Origin of the sequence: Acinetobacter calcoaceticus DSM 30006 = CIP 81.8, assembly GCF_000368965.1 — a bacterium.
Classification (GTDB): domain Bacteria; phylum Pseudomonadota; class Gammaproteobacteria; order Pseudomonadales; family Moraxellaceae; genus Acinetobacter; species Acinetobacter calcoaceticus.
Genome location: NZ_KB849779.1, coordinates 284,855 through 302,535, shown reverse-complemented (window position 1 = coordinate 302,535; position 17,681 = coordinate 284,855). Strand labels below are relative to the sequence as shown.

Sequence of the window (17,681 nt, the reverse complement as noted above, 5' to 3'; positions counted from 1 at the left end):
CGAAAAAGACGTCTTCACACCATGGATATTCAAATCATCTAATTAAATTCTTGCGGATCAACATCAATTGATAGCCTGAGTTGATGCTGCCTTGGTGCATGGACCAATTGAGACCACCATTGTCTTAAGTAAAAATGTAGACGAGCGCGGTCGGCAGATAAAATCACCATGTGTGCACGATACCGCCCAGCTTTACGCTCCATAGGGGCTGGAATAGGTCCCCAAATATCAACAATCTCACCAGCGACTTGACGAAGTTGCTCAGCAGCTTCATTTAAAAAATGCAAGGTATAGTCCCGATCTTTCGACTCAGCACGTATCAGTACTGCATAGCGATAAGGCGGTAGCAAAGCAACTTTACGTTCAGCCAATGTTTGTTTGGCAACCGCACGATAATCCTTTTCAATTAAAGTGGTGAGTAACGGATGATCGGGTCTTAATGTTTGCAAATAAACATGGCCTTTATGCTCACCACGGCCTGCACGGCCAGCCACTTGAACAATCAATTGCGCAGTACGTTCTGGTGCACGGATATCTACGCTGAGTAAACCCGCATCAATATCTAAAATGGCAACCAAAGTCACATGTGGGAAATGGTGACCTTTTGCCAACATTTGAGTGCCGAGCAAAATTGTTGGTTTGTTTTGATGAATACGATCATAGATTTTTTGCCAGCTTCCGACACGACTGGTACTGTCACGATCAACCCGAATCACGTCATGCTCTGGAAATAGTTCTTGTAAGTGCTCTTCAACCTTTGCGGTTCCTGCACCTAAAGTTTTTAAGCTTTTTTGCTGACACTCAGGGCAATGATCTGGTAAGCGATGAATGGTTCCACAGTGGTGGCAATGTAAATAAGAATAAGGCTGGGTATGCAAAGTAAAATGTGCATCACAATGTGGACAATTGGCTTGCCATCCACAGCTTTCACAGACCAGTACAGGTGCATAGCCACGACGGTTTAAAAAGATTAAAACCTGTTCTTTTCTAGCTAATGTATGTTTGATTTGTTCAATAAGAGGCTGGCTAATTCCATGCTGTTTTTTGACAATTTTAAGATCAATCAAATGCATTTTGGGCAAAAGTGCATGTCCAGCACGTTTGTTGAGTTGCAGTGAAGTTAACTTGCCAGTTTCGACCAAATAATAACTATCGATACTTGGTGTTGCCGAACCTAAAATCACAGGGCAGCTTTGTAAGTGCCCTCGGTACAGTGCGACATCACGTGCATGGTAACGGAAGCCTTCTTGCTGTTTATAAGACAGGTCATGCTCTTCATCTAAAATGATTAAGCCCAAACGTGGCAGCGGTGTATAGATGGCAGAGCGTGTCCCTAAAATAATAGATGCTTTTCCGGTCTGTGCTTGTTGCCATGCTTGTAAACGTTTGGAGTCGTTGAGGCCAGAATGCAATAAAGCAATATCACAATTAAAACGAGACTTAAAACGAGAAATGGTTTGAGGAGTTAAACCAATTTCAGGCACCAAAACCAGTACTTGTTTACCTTGCTTTAGCACCTCATGCATGATGTGTAGATAAACTTCGGTTTTACCGCTACCAGTTAAGCCATCTAGCAAAAATGCTTGGTATTGATGCTGTGCTTTAATAACCTGTTGGGTTGCTTGCTTTTGGTCTTCATTTAGCGTGAGCGGCATTTGTGCCAATTGAACAGGTGTAGGGCTAAAGTCGTGTGGTTCAAGCGTACACTCAACTAAACCTTTCTTTTCTAGCGCTTTAAGTGTTGCAGTTTCTACGCTACTTAAATTGAGAATGTTCTCTGTTGTTCCAGCAGGATGTAGCTTTAAAATCTGATAAGCATCTTGTTGCTTCACCGAACGTTTAAGCAGTGCCTCAACATTGTCGCATGGAGTAATTTTCCAGAGATGGAACAAAACGTCCATCGGTTTGCCCTGACGCAGTATAGCCGGAAGGGCGGTTTGCATGACCTCGCCAACTGGGAATTGGTAATATTGTGCGGACCATGTCAATAAACTTAAAACTTGTTCATCTAAAATAGGTTGTTCATCTAAAAGTTCAGAAATGGCTTTAAGCTGAAATTTGCCTGTAAATGGCTCATGTGGATTCACTTTTTCAGTGATGATACCAATCAGGTTTTGTCGCCCAAATGAAATAGCGACGCGTGAGCCTACTTGAGCCCGTTCATATTGTGCTTCGGTGAGTGTATAGTCAAAAGTGTCGTACAGATGCACAGGTACGGCAACACGCACACGATAAACAACTGAATCAGGCTTTGGCGTTATGGTCATAGAGGCTCATTTCGTCAATTTTAAAAAACGGCATAGCGTCGTGAAGAGGACTTGGGTATTCTACACAGGCTATAGAATGAATATGAATGATTGCGTAGCATAGATGCAACAGCAGCGACTATTATTTTTGGAAAATTAGAACATTACCATGCCTGCATATCAATTTACTGCCATTGATGCTTCAGGGAAGCAGCAAAAAGGAGTGCTTGAGGGAGACTCAGCACGCCAGATTCGCCAACAATTACGCGATAAAGCATGGACACCAATTAGCGTTGACCCTGTTGAACAAAAAGATAAACATCAGAGTCAGGGGTTATTTCAAAAAAAGTTCAGTGCCTATGATTTGGCACTCATGACCAGACAACTTTCTGTTTTGGTTGCAGCCGCAATTCCTTTAGAAGAAGCTTTACGTGCGGTGAGCAAGCAAAGTGAAAAAGCGCATGTGCAAAATCTTTTATCGTCTGTTCGTTCGCGAGTCATGGAAGGACACTCATTGGCTCAAGGTATGCAGCAATCTGGACGTTTTCCAGACCTCTATATTGCAACAGTTGCTGCAGGTGAGCGTTCTGGACATTTAGATCTGATTTTAGATCAGCTCTCGGATTACACCGAAAACCGTTTTGCCATGCAAAAGAAAGTTCAGGGTGCCATGATTTACCCGATCATTTTAATGCTGATGTCATTTGCTATTGTCATGGGCTTAATGACTTTTGTTGTGCCAGAAATTGTTAAAACCTTTGATCAGAACAAAGATGCACTACCGTGGATTACGGTCGCTTTAATGAAAGCGAGCGATTTTATTCGTCATGCGTGGGTGTTTATTATTATTTTTGCAGTTGTGGGAATTGTCGCATTTGTACGGTTTTTAAAAACAACGGCTGGGCATTATGCTTTTGATCGATTAACACTCAAATTGCCATTATTCGGTAAACTGTCACGTGGTATTAATTCTGCACGCTTTGCAAGTACCTTATCTATTTTGACCCGTTCAGGCGTACCGTTGGTGGACGCATTAAAAATTGGTGCAGCAGTGACCAATAACTGGGTCATCCGCGATTCAATTGCCCATGCGGCTGAGCGTGTTACAGAAGGTGGTAACTTGGGTACGCAGCTTGAGCGCAGTGGTTATTTCCCACCAATGATGGTACAAATGATTCGAAGTGGTGAGGCATCAGGTGAGCTCGACCGCATGTTAGAACGAGCATCGACCATGCAAGACCGTGAGGTTACAACATTTATTTCAACCTTACTGGCATTACTTGAACCGCTTATGCTGGTTTTAATGGCAAGCATTGTACTGGTTATTGTAATCGCGGTTATGCTGCCAATCGTAAATATGAACAATATGATTTAATAACTTTGATATTAGAGATAATGATGAAAGTAAAAAATATTCAAAGCGAAACAGCGATGGAACAACATAGTGAATCTGCGGTTTCAAATCAGTTTGAGCCAACGTGCCATTCCGAGCATAGCTCTTTATTAAATGACTGCTCCTCAAGCGTAGCTTTCGGACGTGCAGCACGTTCGAACGGTGTTCGAATGAAACGTGCCTCAGGCTTTACCCTCATTGAAGTTATGGTTGTGATTGTAATTTTAGGCGTGTTAGCAGCGCTCATCGTACCAAATGTTATGGGGCGTAGTGAAAAAGCTAAAATTGATACAACCCAAATTACATTAAAAGGTGTAGCTGGTGCTTTAGATCAGTACAAGCTCGATAACGGTCATTTCCCAACAATGCAAGAAGGTGGACTAGATGCTTTAGTGAATCAGCCTGCTACAGCAAAAAACTGGATGCCGGGTGGATATGTTAAAGGTGGTTATCCTAAAGATAGTTGGAAAAATGATGTTCAATATGTAATTCCAGGTGCAGATAGCCGAGCTTTTGATTTGTACTCGTTTGGTGCAGACGGCAAAGAGGGCGGTGAAGGTAATGATGCAGATATTTATTACCAACCTTAATTAAAATGTAATGGAGATTATCAATTCGTTTAAAAATATAAACCGATAAATACGAATTGATAATCTTTCTTAATCACAAAAAATATAGTAAGTTTATGAAAAATATGAAATAAAGTTAATAATTATATTTGAGACTTATAATAAGAATTATTCCCATATTTAATAGTTACAAGAAAGTTAAAATGTAGAGAAAAATAAGCTATATATTTAAATAAAAGCTTTGCATAATAAATAAAAAGCACTTTATTACATTAAAAGGAGAGATTAAATGAAAGCATTTCTCATAGTAGATGAACTGACTCAGTTTCATTGGGTAATGCTGAAGTCTGTCCTATTGATTTTGGGTTTATTGCCGATTGCCGAAGTTTTTTTAAAGCTATGGCTTAATACCGAAGGAAGTAGCCAAATTATGATTGGTTTCTTTGCATTAAGTATTGTGAGTGCATGGTTAATGGTGAGCTTCTTTACTGCATTAAAAGCGAGTGTCTGGCAAGCTAAACAAATCTCCACTAAATATGAGCAATTGCTTTTTAAAGCCTATCGTTATGTACCAATGGTCTTTTTATCGAGTTTAGTTGCTTATTTATCTTTGCAATTATCGATCGCTTTTTAATAATATTTTAAAACCAAATTTTTAGATAAAACGTAGACTGAATATCTACGTTTTATTTTTTTAATTTAAGCAGGCTGTTGTACTAGCATTGCTGTAATTTTACGAACGATAGGCAGGATGAAAAGTAGCGTTGGGAAAGCAATTAACCAAGAAATAGCCCATGCAGACATCCATACATAAATGGAAAATTCTTCTAATCCCAAACTTCGTAATGTACTAATCATTGAAACCACAAACGTCATAATGATCGATAGAAGAAAGGGTAAAACGATAGATGTATAGCGATTTGGAAGTTTTTTAAAACTAAACAAAGATTTTGAGTTTTGCATTTTTGACTCCGTAAACCAACAAACGCCAGTGCCATTCAAAAATATAAAAATATTTTGAACAAATAGCTCCAAGCATTGTTGGAGGTATGTTGGCACGTTGATTGACGTAAACGTTTACGGCTTTTTGATGAGCAGATTTAATTTAGCATGAATTTTTCAAACTGGAAATAAAAAGAGGGTATTTCTTTATTTGTACATATTATATGCTTCAAATCAGATGTTTAAGAACATGAGAAAAAGTAAATGGAACAAATCGAGTGGAATGATTTTTTAAAAGTAGAGCTTCGCGTGGGTAAAATTATTGAAGCTGAAGTTTTCGAAAAGGCACGTAAACCTGCTTATATTTTGCATGTAGATTTTGGTGAAGAGTTAGGGGTACGTAAATCGAGTGCGCAGATTACTAAACTCTATCAGCCACAAGATTTAGTTGGTAAGTTGGTGGTTGCTGTAGTGAATTTCCCTAAAAAACAAATCGGACCTATTCAGTCAGAATGTTTGGTGACAGGATTTCATAATGCAGATGGTGATGTAGCCCTTTGTATCCCAGAGTTTGAAGTGCCTCTGGGTACAAAGTTATTGTAAGTTAGCGGCGGGATTTAAAAGAAACGTCAACTTTACGTGGACGATAAACCCAACCTAAAATCAGCAGTAATACTGCAAATCCTAAAATTGGATAATCACCTAAACGGTTATAAAGGGTTTGACCTTGCATGGCTGGTAAATCACCTCTCAAGACAAACTCTTTATCGATCGGTGCTTGTTCAGTGATATGACCATTTTGATCAATAAACGCTGTTACACCCGTATTGGTTGCACGGATAAACCAGCGGCCATTTTCTTTAGCTCGCATTTGTACCATTTGTAAATGTTGCAATGGTCCAGCAGTGCCAGTAAACCAAGCGTCATTAGATACAGTCACTAAAAAGTCGCTGTCTTTTGCATTACGTCGGGTGAGGTTCGGATAAGCCACTTCATAGCAAATTGCAGCAGCAAGCGCATGCCCTTTAATCATAAGTGGTTTTTGGTCACTTGCACCACGTGTAAAACCGCTCATGCTCACATCATTTTGCATGGCCGGTAGTACCCAAGAGAGTAAACCTGAAAGAGGGATGTATTCACCAAACGGTACAAGACGCTGCTTTTTATATAGACCACTGGCATCGCTTCCAGAAGCCATAATGCTGTTGTAATACAGTGGACTACCGACTTCATGTGATTTGGTAACATCCCAGTAAGGAATTCCGGTTACCCATGCAGTGTGGTTCTTTTTAGCTTGTGCATCCATTGCATCCAAAAATGGTTCAATGTCAGTTTGGAAGAGTGGAATTGAAGATTCAGGCCATACAATCAAATCACGACCCCATTCAGATTGAGTCAAACCTGCATAAATTTCTAATGTTCTAACTTGATATTCGGTTAGCCATTTTAAATCTTGTGGAATGTTACCTTGAATGAGAGAAACACTAAGCGGCTTGGCAGCTTTAGGTTTTACAAACTGTATATATGATGCTCCCCATGCGCCTAAAACCAACAGGGCAGAAGGGATAACCCAAAAAATACGCTTACGTAGAACTTCAACTAAAGCACAGGCTAATACAATGACGACAAAGGAAATTGCATAAATACCGAATAAAGGCGCATAACCATCTAGTAAACGTTCGGTAAACGCGTAACCTACAAACAGCCATGGAAAACCTGTAAATACCCAAGTTTTTGCCCACTCAAAAACAATCCAGAGTGGTGCGAAAGTCAGTGGTGTTTCAGGGAAGAAACGTCGGTAAACCCAAGTCTGGAATGCGGTAAACAGGCCCATCACAAGGGCCATAATGGCAATCATACAAACGCTTAGAAATGCATTGGTATCGCCATAGACATGGATGGACGTGTAGAGCCAGAAAGCGCCTACAAACCATAAACCGAAGCCATAGCTTAAGCCAATAGCAAATGCTTGTTTGGCTGAACGTTTATGTAATGATGCATAGAGTAGGGCTGGTGATAATATTGCTAACCACCACCAATAATAAGGTGCCAGTGAAAAACTGAATACGGCACCTGAAAATAAAGCAATGAGTAAAGGAAAAATTAAAGGAAGCTGTTTTTGTTGTTGCGAAGAATCTAACAGCTTTTCAAAGTATGCTCTCATTGACGTACAGCTCGAATCAGATGAATAGTGCGGGCATCTGCTTCAACAATTGTAAATAACCAATTTCCAAGCTCAACAGTTTGACCTTGTAAATCACTTACCAGACCAATCTCTTGAAGCAATAAACCGCCGACAGTTTCTACTTCATCGTCAGAAAAATCAGCATCTAAAACAGTATTGAAATGTTCGATTAGTGTAAGTGCTTGCACCATCCATGCATTTGCTACCGTATGGTCATTGTCAGGAACAATGTACTGAGCATCTTCATCCGCAGTGTCATGTTCATCTTCGATTTCGCCAACGATCTCTTCAAGAATATCTTCAAGAGTAACAATACCCGCTGTTGAACCATATTCATCAATCACAATGGCAATGTGAGTCTGAGTATGTTTCAGCATGCGTAGTACCTGATCGGAACGTGCACTTTCTGGAACAAATAAGGGTTGACGCATAAGAACTCGAATATCGACTTTGGTATTCGGTTCGGTTAGAAATGGCAACAAATCTTTTGCGAGCAAAATCCCGACAACATTATCAGGCTGATCAGAAGAGAAGACTGGAAAGCGTGAGTGAGCAGACTCGACCAGTACATCAAGAATATCAAGTAACTGATCATCTTCTTGCAAACTGATCATTGCTGTTCGTGGTGTCATGACTTCACGAATTTTTGTAGCAGGAAGGTCAAGAACACCTTCAAGCATGGCAACAGTATCTGGTTCTAAAAAGCGACGTGAATTTTGGACTAATTTTAATAATTCATCACGGGTTTCTGGTGCTGTACCTAACCATTTTCGTAAGCCGCGCATTCCCCACGACGGACTTGGTTCCTCTTGCATGATCTTTCCTAAAGACTCAATCTATCAAATGAATACTTTGAATCATACCGAAGAAAAGATGCTTATGCATCTATAAAACAAGCTAAAAGACAAAACGCATATTGTTATGTAAAAGCCAGTTACAGTTAACAGCTCAGTAATTTGTTTATGCTAAAATGTGAAAATTCTATTTGTTCGAGTTTGTCATGTCGGAACAATCCATTTCACCTACTGTCCAAATTAATACACGTGGTTTACGTTGTCCTGAACCTGTCATGATGTTGCATCAAGCGATTCGTAAAGCAAAATCAGGAGATGTTGTTGAAGTATTAGCAACTGACCCTTCGACTTCGTGGGATATTCCAAAGTTTTGTATGCATTTGGGGCATGAGTTATTGCTAAAAGAAGAAGTTCTGGATGACCAGAACCATAAAGAATACCGTTATCTGGTACAGAAAGGATAAGGTTTTCTAGATTAAAAAAGCCCCGAATAATCGGGGCTTTTTATATTACATGTTCGGATAGTTTGGACCACCCCCACCTGAGGCAGGAAGAACAAAGCAGCGCTTTGTCCTGCCGCAAGTGCAAAAGCCATGCTTTTGCAGAGAAGGTGGCTGTTCTATTACATATTCGGATAGTTTGGACCACCACCACCTTCTGGCGTTACCCATGTGATGTTTTGAGATGGGTCTTTAATGTCACAGGTCTTACAGTGAACACAGTTTGCTGCGTTAATCTGGAAGCGTTTAGAGCCATCATTATTTTCCATGATTTCGTAAACACCAGCTGGGCAGTAGCGTTGTGCAGGCTCATCCCATTTCGGTAAGTTCACATTCACTGGAATTGAAGCATCGGTCAACTTCAAGTGAGCTGGCTGGTTTTCTTCATGAACCGTGTTTGAAATAAACACAGAAGATAAGCGGTCAAAAGTCAACTTGCCATCTGGTTTTGGATAGTTTAGCTTGAAGCTGGTTGCATCAACCGTTTTCAATGCAGCGAAGTCTTGCTTCAAGTCATGCAAAGTAAATGGCACTTTAAAGACATTCTGGTCGATAAAGTTAAATGCACCACCAATCCACTGACCAAATTTATGCATCGCTGGACCAAAGTTACGAGAGTTGTAAAGCTCTTCTTTTAACCAGCTATTGTTAAATTTGTCAGTGTATGAAGTTAATTCTTTAGTGAATAAATCTTCGCCTTCAGTAACACGTGCAATGGCAAGGTCACCGCCTTTTTCTACACCGGCAGCAATGGCTTCAAACACAGCCTCACCACATAACATGCCTGATTTCATGGCAGTGTGTGAGCCTTTGATTTTTGCAAAGTTTAAGAAACCTGCATCATCACCAATCAAGCAACCGCCTGGGAAAGTCAATTTAGGCAGTGAGTTAAAACCGCCTTTCACTACAGCACGTGCGCCGTAAGAAATACGCTTCCCACCTTCTAAAAACTGTTTAATCAGTGGATGAGTTTTCCAGCGCTGCATTTCCATAAATGGATACATGTGTGGATTTTCATACGACAAGTCCACGATCATGCCCAAAGTCACTTGGTTGTTTTCAGCGTGATATAACCACCAGCCACCAGAAGAAGCTGTTTCAGCCAATGGCCAGCCTGCACCGTGCATGACTAAGCCCGGTTTATGTTTTGCAGGGTCGATTTCCCAAAGCTCTTTAATCCCGATACCGTAGTGCTGAGGATCAACATTTTTATCGAGGTTATATTTTGCAATCAGGCGTTTACCTAAGTGACCACGGCAACCTTCAGCAAAGAGGGTGTATTTAGCGTGAAGTTCATAGCCTGGTGTAAAGTTATGTGTTGGTTCACCATCTTTACCAATACCCATGTCACCAGTTTGAATACCTTTTACAGTACCGTCTTCGTGGTAAAGCACTTCAGATGCAGCAAAGCCCGGGAAGATAGATACTTCTAATTCTTCAGCTTTTTGGCCTAACCAGCGAACCACGTTACCTAAAGAGATAACATAATTGCCATCGTTATGCATGGTTTTAGGAACCATCCAGTGAGGCACTTCTTTAGATGTGGTATCTGATAACAAGAAGAAAGTTTTGTCTTCAGTTACAGGTACGTTTAAAGGCGCACCTTCTTCCTTCCAGTTCGGGAAAAGTTCGTTGATGGCACGTGGCTCAAGCACAGCACCAGACAAGATATGCGCACCTACTTCAGAGCCTTTTTCAACTACACAAACAGAAAGATCGGGTAAGTTATTTTCAATCGCTAATTGACGGATCTTAATCGCAGCAGATAGACCTGCAGGTCCTGCACCTACGATGACAACGTCAAACTCCATCGATTCACGTTCGATGTGTTCCATGTAGGACTCCTCAATACTTAAAGGTGGCAACCGTCATATTCAGAAATTCGGTGCTGCCGTGAGTGTTTTAATCCATAGGCGCAAATATGCTATTGTGCCTTTTATCGTTTTGGCTAGTATAGTTTTAAACCATGATCTAGCCAATTGGCTGAGTCGTCATATTTTTTCGTCAGCAAGGCATAAACTATGGTAAATCAAAATAATTCCCCATCGGATATGGGAAAAATACCGTTATCTGATGATAAAAACTTAATGAACATTGCACAATACTTAAAAGGTGTACAGCAAAGTCACAAAAGGTCAATTCCACCTTTAGAGCAGTGGCATCCAAAGCATTGCGGCAAAATGGATTTGACGGTTAAAGCCAATGGAGAATGGTGGCACGAAGGTCAATTGATTAAGCGCCAAGCCCTATTAGATCTATTTACCAAAGTCCTATGGAAAGAAGAGGGTAAATTCTACCTGAAAACCCCCGTAGAACAAATTGAAATTGAGGTCGAAGATGAACCTTTATTAGTCAATCAGGTAGATCAGGTTGAAATTTCAGGTGATCAGTTTTTACAACTGACTACGACTAATCAAGATGTGATTTTGGTCGATGCTGAACATCCAATTTTTATGCGTGAATATGACGGGGAATTGCGTCCTTATGTGCATGTGCGTTTTGGAATTAATGCCCTTATTCAACGCCAGTCTTTTTATCATTTAGTGAACTATGGAACACTCATTGAAAAAGAGAATGGTGAAACCATTTTAGAGTTAAAAAGTGGTAATTTGCTCTTGCAATTAGGCACTTGAGGTTTAAGCTTTAGGAAGTGAAAATTTCCGACACTTCAGTACAGCCATGACAGCCATACAACCTCTATTTACCGATCTAGAACCTATGCCTAACGCATCTGCTGATGCTCCAATTGGTATTTTTGATTCGGGAATTGGAGGAATGTCAGTTGCAGCAGAAATTGCCAGATATTTGCCAAACGAACGTATTGTGTATTATGCCGATACTGCTTACGTTCCTTATGGTCCACGTTCCGATGATGAAATTAGGGAACTCACTGCTCGTGCTGTCGATTGGTTATACCGTCAGGGTTGCAAAATTGCGGTTGTAGCATGCAATACTGCTTCAGCATTTAGTCTTGATCATTTACGCGAGCATTATGGTGAACACTTTCCAATTGTTGGGTTAGTTCCAGCATTAAAACCTGCAGTCTTGCAAACACGCTCTAAAGTGGTTGCTGTATTGGCGACACCTGCTACTTTTCGAGGACAACTCATTAAAGATGTTGTTGAAAAGTTTGCTGTTCCAGCAGGTGTTAAAGTGATGACTTTAACCAATCTCGAACTTGTTCCTTGTGTGGAAGCAGGGCAGCAAATGGGGGAGGCATGTTTAAACGCATTAAAAGAGGTTTTACAGCCTGCCGCTGAGCAAGGTGCAGACTATTTAGTGCTCGGTTGTACTCATTATCCTTTCTTAAATGAAGCAATTCATCATCTTTTTGATAACCAATTCACACTGGTTGATTCGGGATTAGCAGTAGCCCGACAAACAGCCCGTATTTTAATAAAAAATGCGTTATTATGTGACCAAATAGGTCAGAATGTTGCACGTATTGAATGTTATGTCAGCGGAAATAATGCTGAGGCACTGCAACCTGTTTTACAACATATGATTCCACAAGAGTTAACTTGGACACTTCATAATCTGAACTAGTTTTTTTGCATCGTTTAGAAAGTAGTGTTTTTTAGATTTATTATTTTATTTGGGGCGGTTCATGATCTTGGCTGATTTTAAGTCACGTACAGGTCATGGGGCGAAAGGGTGTTGTTATGCTCGATACACGCTATCAGATTTTTATTTCAACGTCTGGCCGCGATATGCAGCCAGAGCGAATGGTTTTGTCTCAAACCTTGGTGGGGATGGGTTTCTTTGCTTGGGGATTAGAGCATCGAACACCTTTAACCACTACACTTGCACGTCGACAGATTGATGAATGTGATTATGTAATCCTACTTTTAGGCAGCCAGTATGGAGAACAAGCGATTTCTGGTGTGAGTTATCTGTCTTTAGAATATGAATATGCGTTAAGTCAGGCGAAACCGATTATTGTTTTCATGCATGAGCAGCCTGAAAATCGTGAAATAGATTTACAAGAAACACATCCACAACTTAAAGATAAATTTCTCGCATTTAGAAAAAAGTTATTACACGAAGCAAAGCATATTTTTTACTTTAAAACTCCACGTGAATTGGAGTTGGCTGTCCGTTTAAATATTCCTTTAATGGTTGAGCAACATATAGGACAAGGTTGGGTTCCTGCTCATCAAGCTCAGCAGTTACAAGATGAAATTAGGCTGTTAAAAAGTAAAATTTTACAGTTAGAACAGCGAGTAACCGAGCCATCTACACAGTTAAATGAAGTTGCACCGCAAGATATTTTTGCATTTGAATATCAGATTCAAGCATTTCAGGATGGCAACTTTAAAGAGCTTAAACGTCAACGACAAATGACGTGGTCTCAGTTATTAAGTGTGCTGGCAAAGCGCTTTGAAACAGCGATGCCAGAAGAGAATTTTGCAGCTTGTCTGAATGAATATTTAAATCAGGCTGGCTTAGAAGATGCTCGTCAGGAATTACCTCGTGCGCATGCGGTTGCCTGTGCACAGATTAATCACAAGGCACTGTTCCGAATTAAAAATCAAATGCAATCACAAGGCTGGATTGTTCCAACCCAGACTGAACAATCATATGGCCTATGGAAACTAACCACTAAAGCTCAAAAGATATTGCTGAGCTATAAATGGAATCATCGGGGCGTTCGATTAAAAGCTTAGAGCGATTCAATTTATATATGACAATGAAAACTGTTACATTAGTGTCATAAGATGAACTGAAAGGCATTTACACATGTCGTTTGAACAAAAACCGAAAGTTACTGTCATTTTAGCGAATTTAGGCACACCAGATGAGGCGACTGTGCCTGCGGTGCGCCGTTTTTTAAAACAGTTTTTATCTGATTCACGCGTGATTGAAATACCGAAACTGATCTGGTGGATGATTTTAAATCTGTTTGTTTTGCCTTTTCGCCCCAAAAGAGTGGCGCATGCCTATGCTTCGGTATGGTCCGCAGATTCGCCAATGCGTGAAATTGTGTTTGAACAAACCAAACGTGTGCAGGCTTATTTAGAGCGTGAAAATAAACAGTTTGATTTAACTGTATTGCCAGCAATGACTTATGGAAATCCGGGTATTGATGCAGTTTTAGAAAAACTGGCGGCTAACCCGCAAGAGCATGTCATTTTATTACCTTTATTTCCTCAGTATTCCGCAACATCTACAGCGCCGTTATACGACGCGTTTGCCAAATGGATTCCCAAACAGCGGAATTTGCCTGGCTTGACCATTATTAAAGACTATTATCAGCATCCTATGTTTATTCAAGCCTTGGCAGAAAGCGTTTTAGCCTACCAAGAGCAGCATGGCAAATCTGAAAAACTGTTGATGTCTTTTCATGGTATTCCACAGCCATATGCAGACAAAGGTGACCCTTATGCAGATCGTTGTCGCATCACAGCAAAGCTGGTGGCCGAAGCCTTACATTTAAAAGATGATGAATGGGCAATTAGCTTCCAGTCACGTTTTGGAAAACAAGAATGGGTGAAACCTTATACAGACCAGCTGCTACAAGATTGGGCTCAGCAAGGTGTTAAGTCCGTTCAGGTGTTAAGTCCTGCTTTTTCTGCCGATTGTCTAGAAACGCTTGAAGAGTTAGCGATTCAAAATGCTGAACTATTTCAACAAGCAGGCGGTGGAAGCTATGCTTATATTCCGGCTTTAAATAGCGATCAGGCTCATATTGATTTGCTTGCAGGTTTAGTTCAGGCTAATCTTGATGCCCTTACCCATACCTTAGCCCACCGTTAATTGTGTTTTAGCCAGAGGTTTTTATGCTGCAAGTCAAAATTGTTCCAGTTACTGCATTTGCTCAAAATTGTTCCCTCGTTTGGGACAGTGAAACGAAAGAAGCAGTTTTGATTGATGCTGGTGGTGACGCTGCTGTTTTGAAAAAAGAAGTTGAAGCTTTAGGTCTAAAAGTGAAGGCCCTGTGGCTAACTCATGGGCATTTAGATCATGCTGGAGCGGTGGGTGAGCTTGCTAAAGAATGGAGCGTTCCAGTTATTGGTCCACATAAAGAAGATCAGTTCTGGTTAGACATGATTCAGGAAGTATCAGCACGGTATGGCTTCCCAATTCCGCAGCCTGTTAAAGTCGATCAATGGCTTGAAGGTGGCGAAGTGCTAAAACTGGGTGAAGATGAGTTTGAGGTGCGTTTTGCGCCGGGACATACACCAGGACATGTTGTTTTCTATAATAAAAACCATGGCTTACTTTGGACGGGCGATGTTTTATTTAAAGGTTCGATTGGACGAACAGATTTCCCGCGTGGCAATCATGATCAGTTAATTGAATCGATTAAACGTGAATGTTTTAGTTTGCCAGATGATACTCAGTTTATTTCTGGACATGGCCCGATGAGTACCATTGGCTATGAAAAACAATTTAACCCGTTTGTCGCTGGTAAAGCAGGTTAATCCTCATAATCATCTTCATTTTGACTACCCTTGTTTTGCTGAGGAGCATCTTGGGTAGGCAATTTATATTCATCGTTTGCCCAAGCGCCTAAATCAATTAATTTACAGCGTTCTGAGCAAAACGGACGAAACTCATTACCTTCCCAAACACTTGGTCCACCACAACGTGGGCAGGGAAATGTACGTGGCATATAGCGATATCCTCAAAGTGAAGAGAAATAGATTAGGCAAAAGTCAGGTGAGTTGTTAGACTTATGCCGATTTTTATTTAGTTTGATGTGATTATGCCGATTCGTCAATTTCAAGCACAACGTATGCAAGCGCCTCGTGATTTTACCCCAATTGAAAATACACCGATTTGTGTTGAAATTGGTGCTGGCAAGGGTAAACATGCTTTGCTCTTTAGCGGCCAACAGCCACAGCATACGTTATATGCAATTGAACGAACCCGAGAAAAATTCTTGGCAATGCAAAAACAGCATGGTTTGGAACCAAGAGATAACTTGGTGCCTGTACATGCGGATGCTTTGCCTTGGGTAGTGCATGCTTTGCACCCCGCTCAAGTTGAACATTTCTTTATTCTCTACCCAAATCCAGAACCACATAATCCGGCACAGCGCTGGTTGAATATGCCATTTTTTGAGTTCTTAATCTCACGTCTGCAAACAGGTGGAACCATTACATTGGCAAGTAATATCCCTGAATATATTGAAGAAGCAGAACAACAGTTAATTCATGTGTGGAAGCTGCCTTATCAAAAAGAAAAAATTGCTCAAACCTCTGCACGTACTCATTTCGAAATTAAGTATTTAGAGCGTGGCGAGCTTTGTCAGCAACTCATTATGACCAAGCCTGAAGGCTACAGCACACGTTTTGATGATTTTGCGCCGCTGCAAGGGCAAACACATGGCGAATAAGCGGGTTGCCATTATTGGGGCAGGCCCAGCAGGTCTTATGGCTGCTGAAGTATTAAGCCAATATGCTTATGATATTGATGTGTATGAACAAAAGCCATCTGCTGCGCGTAAGTTTCTTATGGCGGGTAAAACGGGATTAAATATCTCGCATGCTGAACCTTTAACACAGTTTATTGAGCGTTACGACCATCCAAAATGGCTAAAACCTTGGGTTGAAAAGTGGGATGCTGTCTGGATTCAAGACTGGATGAAAAGTCTTGGAATTGAGTCTTATGTGGGCAGCTCTGGTCGTATTTTTCCTGTCGAAATGAAAGCTGCACCTCTATTACGTGCTTGGCTAAAACGCTTGGCAGAACAGCAGGTTAAATTCTTTTATCGTCATCGTTGTCTTGATTTGCAAGGTACAACAGTGACTTTAGAAAACCAAAATAATCAAAACACTGAAACTTTTACCCAGCAATATGATGCTGTGGTATTGGCATGTGGGGCTGTGTCATGGTCACAATTAGGTAGTGATGGTGCATGGCAGCAATGGATTCATCAATCTAGTATTGAGCCTTTTCAGCCAAGCAATGCAGGGGTGTTGCATGTTTGGTCTACTTTTATGGAAAGTTGCTTTGGTGAACCCTTAAAACGCGTCCATGCATGGGTCGATCCTAGCCAAATTACACATGGCGATATTGTCATTTCTCACTATGGTTTAGAAAGTGGGGTTATTTATAAACTCGGGCGTGCCTTACGAGAACAGCAAAAACAAGGACAAAGCTTAAACCTATTTTTAGATTTATTGCCTGATGTAGAGTTGTCACAGTTAGTTAAAAAATTACAGGGTGGTAAGAAACAATCTCTGACCAATATCTGGCGTAAAGCAGGCTTAGACACAGCCAAAATTAACTTAATTAGAGAAGTCGTTGATAAAGCATTATGGAACCAACCAGATGCTATGGCTCAGCAAATCAAAGCGATTCAAATCAAGTTAGATGGCTTTAGACCCATTGAAGAAGCGATTAGTTGTGCAGGAGGCATTAAGCAAGAAGCACTGTCCGAAAGTTTAAATCTCAAAGAAATATCAGGGGTGTTTTGCTGCGGTGAAATGCTGGATTGGGATGCACCTACAGGTGGTTATTTGCTTACAGCATGCTTTGCCACAGGGCGAGCCGCGGGAGAGGGCGTGCATTCATTCTTAGAGCGATAAGTGCTTCATTTGGCGCTATGTTTGATAGGTGAAAAGTGTTATTTTTGAGCGATCAATAATAATAGGAGTTGCGCTCACATGTTTCAAGCATCACCAGTCTATCAGGGAAGTTGTTTATGCCAAGGTATTCGCTATGAAATTAAAGGCGATATCGGAGATATTATTCAGTGCCACTGCCAACGATGCCGAAAAGCCAATGGAACAGCATTTGCCACTAATGCTCCTATTAAAAGTGCAGATTTTAAAATTATCCAAGGTGAAGAATTAGTCAAAAAATTTGCTGTGGAAGGTGTGTACCGTTGGTTCTGTAGTGAATGTGGTTCACCTTTGATTAGCTCGCGTGATGGACAGCCTGAACTATATCGTTTAAGAATTGGTTCTCTGGATACACTATTAGATCAAAAACCAACGATGCATATTTTTGCTGCTTCAAAAGCAGAGTGGGAATGTATTCAGGATGATTTACCACAATATGCTGAACGTCCATGATTTAAAAAAGCATATTTCAATCAACT

19 protein-coding genes are annotated in these 17,681 nt (G+C 40.7%); 13 read left to right on the top strand and 6 right to left on the bottom strand.

Annotated features, from left to right (window positions below; genetic code table 11):
• Positions 1 to 38: 38 nt before the first annotated feature.
• Positions 39 to 2,267 (bottom strand): primosomal protein N', encoded by a 2,229-nt coding sequence (locus F936_RS03825; RefSeq protein ID WP_005045049.1) that lies wholly within the window; start codon positions 2,265 to 2,267, stop codon positions 39 to 41.
• Between the two features lie 148 nt (positions 2,268 to 2,415).
• Here F936_RS03825 and gspF point away from each other — a divergent pair, with 148 nt between their 5' ends.
• From gspF to F936_RS03810, 3 genes are all read left to right on the top strand, one after another.
• Entirely contained in the window at positions 2,416 to 3,621 is a 1,206-nt protein-coding gene (gene gspF, locus F936_RS03820) for a type II secretion system inner membrane protein GspF (RefSeq protein ID WP_005045048.1), read from the top strand.
• 23 nt (positions 3,622 to 3,644) lie between these two features.
• A complete protein-coding gene (gene gspG, locus F936_RS03815; protein WP_005045047.1) occupies positions 3,645 to 4,229 on the top strand; it encodes a type II secretion system major pseudopilin GspG in 585 nt (194 codons plus the stop codon).
• Between the two features lie 268 nt (positions 4,230 to 4,497).
• Entirely contained in the window at positions 4,498 to 4,842 is a 345-nt protein-coding gene (locus tag F936_RS03810) for a hypothetical protein (RefSeq protein WP_003654643.1), read from the top strand.
• 65 nt (positions 4,843 to 4,907) lie between these two features.
• Here F936_RS03810 and F936_RS03805 read toward each other — a convergent pair whose 3' ends face one another.
• Positions 4,908 to 5,171 carry a DUF2798 domain-containing protein gene (locus tag F936_RS03805; protein ID WP_003654645.1) on the bottom strand — a complete coding sequence of 88 codons (264 nt, stop codon included), beginning with the start codon at positions 5,169 to 5,171 and terminating at the stop codon, positions 4,908 to 4,910.
• 243 nt (positions 5,172 to 5,414) lie between these two features.
• Between F936_RS03805 and F936_RS03800 the strand changes: the two genes are divergently transcribed.
• Positions 5,415 to 5,753, top strand: coding sequence for a tRNA-binding protein (locus F936_RS03800; RefSeq protein WP_003654647.1), 339 nt, complete (start codon positions 5,415 to 5,417; stop codon positions 5,751 to 5,753).
• Position 5,754: 1 nt separating this feature from the next.
• Here the strand turns inward: F936_RS03800 and lnt are convergent, their stop codons facing one another.
• Together lnt and F936_RS03790 are read right to left on the bottom strand one after the other, a co-directional pair.
• Positions 5,755 to 7,314, bottom strand: coding sequence for an apolipoprotein N-acyltransferase (gene lnt, locus F936_RS03795; RefSeq protein WP_005045044.1), 1,560 nt, complete (start codon positions 7,312 to 7,314; stop codon positions 5,755 to 5,757).
• Positions 7,311 to 8,150 carry an HlyC/CorC family transporter gene (locus F936_RS03790; RefSeq protein WP_005045040.1) on the bottom strand — a complete coding sequence of 280 codons (840 nt, stop codon included), beginning with the start codon at positions 8,148 to 8,150 and terminating at the stop codon, positions 7,311 to 7,313. Before F936_RS03790 ends, lnt begins: the two co-directional genes overlap by 4 nt.
• Positions 8,151 to 8,335: 185 nt before the next feature.
• Here F936_RS03790 and tusA point away from each other — a divergent pair, with 185 nt between their 5' ends.
• A complete protein-coding gene (tusA, locus tag F936_RS03785) occupies positions 8,336 to 8,593 on the top strand; it encodes a sulfurtransferase TusA (RefSeq protein WP_004640919.1) in 258 nt (85 codons plus the stop codon).
• Positions 8,594 to 8,751: 158 nt separating this feature from the next.
• On the opposite strand, the gene F936_RS03780 is transcribed toward tusA, so the two are convergent.
• Positions 8,752 to 10,464 carry an electron transfer flavoprotein-ubiquinone oxidoreductase gene (locus F936_RS03780; protein WP_005045037.1) on the bottom strand — a complete coding sequence of 571 codons (1,713 nt, stop codon included), beginning with the start codon at positions 10,462 to 10,464 and terminating at the stop codon, positions 8,752 to 8,754.
• Between the two features lie 186 nt (positions 10,465 to 10,650).
• Between F936_RS03780 and F936_RS03775 the strand changes: the two genes are divergently transcribed.
• From F936_RS03775 to F936_RS03755, 5 genes are all read left to right on the top strand, one after another.
• Positions 10,651 to 11,262 (top strand): DUF1285 domain-containing protein, encoded by a 612-nt coding sequence (locus F936_RS03775; RefSeq protein WP_004640922.1) that lies wholly within the window; start codon positions 10,651 to 10,653, stop codon positions 11,260 to 11,262.
• A 46-nt stretch (positions 11,263 to 11,308) separates the two neighbouring features.
• Complete coding sequence (murI, locus tag F936_RS03770) at positions 11,309 to 12,175, top strand: glutamate racemase (RefSeq protein WP_004640924.1); 867 nt, start codon at positions 11,309 to 11,311, stop codon at positions 12,173 to 12,175.
• A 116-nt stretch (positions 12,176 to 12,291) separates the two neighbouring features.
• Positions 12,292 to 13,296, top strand: a complete 1,005-nt coding sequence (locus F936_RS03765; RefSeq protein ID WP_005045035.1) for a DUF4062 domain-containing protein — start codon at positions 12,292 to 12,294, stop codon at positions 13,294 to 13,296.
• A 73-nt stretch (positions 13,297 to 13,369) separates the two neighbouring features.
• Positions 13,370 to 14,386 carry a ferrochelatase gene (gene hemH, locus F936_RS03760; RefSeq protein ID WP_005045033.1) on the top strand — a complete coding sequence of 339 codons (1,017 nt, stop codon included), beginning with the start codon at positions 13,370 to 13,372 and terminating at the stop codon, positions 14,384 to 14,386.
• A 23-nt stretch (positions 14,387 to 14,409) separates the two neighbouring features.
• Complete coding sequence (locus tag F936_RS03755; RefSeq protein ID WP_005045031.1) at positions 14,410 to 15,054, top strand: MBL fold metallo-hydrolase; 645 nt, start codon at positions 14,410 to 14,412, stop codon at positions 15,052 to 15,054.
• Here the strand turns inward: F936_RS03755 and F936_RS03750 are convergent.
• The gene (locus F936_RS03750; protein WP_003654666.1) at positions 15,051 to 15,245 is read right to left on the bottom strand and encodes a DNA gyrase inhibitor YacG; all 195 of its coding nucleotides are present in this window, start codon (positions 15,243 to 15,245) and stop codon (positions 15,051 to 15,053) included. The genes F936_RS03755 and F936_RS03750 overlap by 4 nt on opposite strands.
• A gap of 87 nt (positions 15,246 to 15,332) precedes the next feature.
• Between F936_RS03750 and F936_RS03745 the strand changes: the two genes are divergently transcribed.
• The 3 genes from F936_RS03745 (at position 15,333) to F936_RS03735 (ending at position 17,655) form a co-directional block, all read left to right on the top strand.
• Entirely contained in the window at positions 15,333 to 15,971 is a 639-nt protein-coding gene (locus F936_RS03745) for a class I SAM-dependent methyltransferase (protein ID WP_080595440.1), read from the top strand.
• Positions 15,961 to 17,166, top strand: coding sequence for a TIGR03862 family flavoprotein (locus F936_RS03740; RefSeq protein ID WP_005045029.1), 1,206 nt, complete (start codon positions 15,961 to 15,963; stop codon positions 17,164 to 17,166). The genes F936_RS03745 and F936_RS03740 overlap by 11 nt, the downstream gene beginning before the upstream one ends.
• Before the next feature lie 78 nt (positions 17,167 to 17,244).
• A complete protein-coding gene (locus F936_RS03735; protein ID WP_005045026.1) occupies positions 17,245 to 17,655 on the top strand; it encodes a GFA family protein in 411 nt (136 codons plus the stop codon).
• Positions 17,656 to 17,681 lie beyond the last annotated feature (26 nt).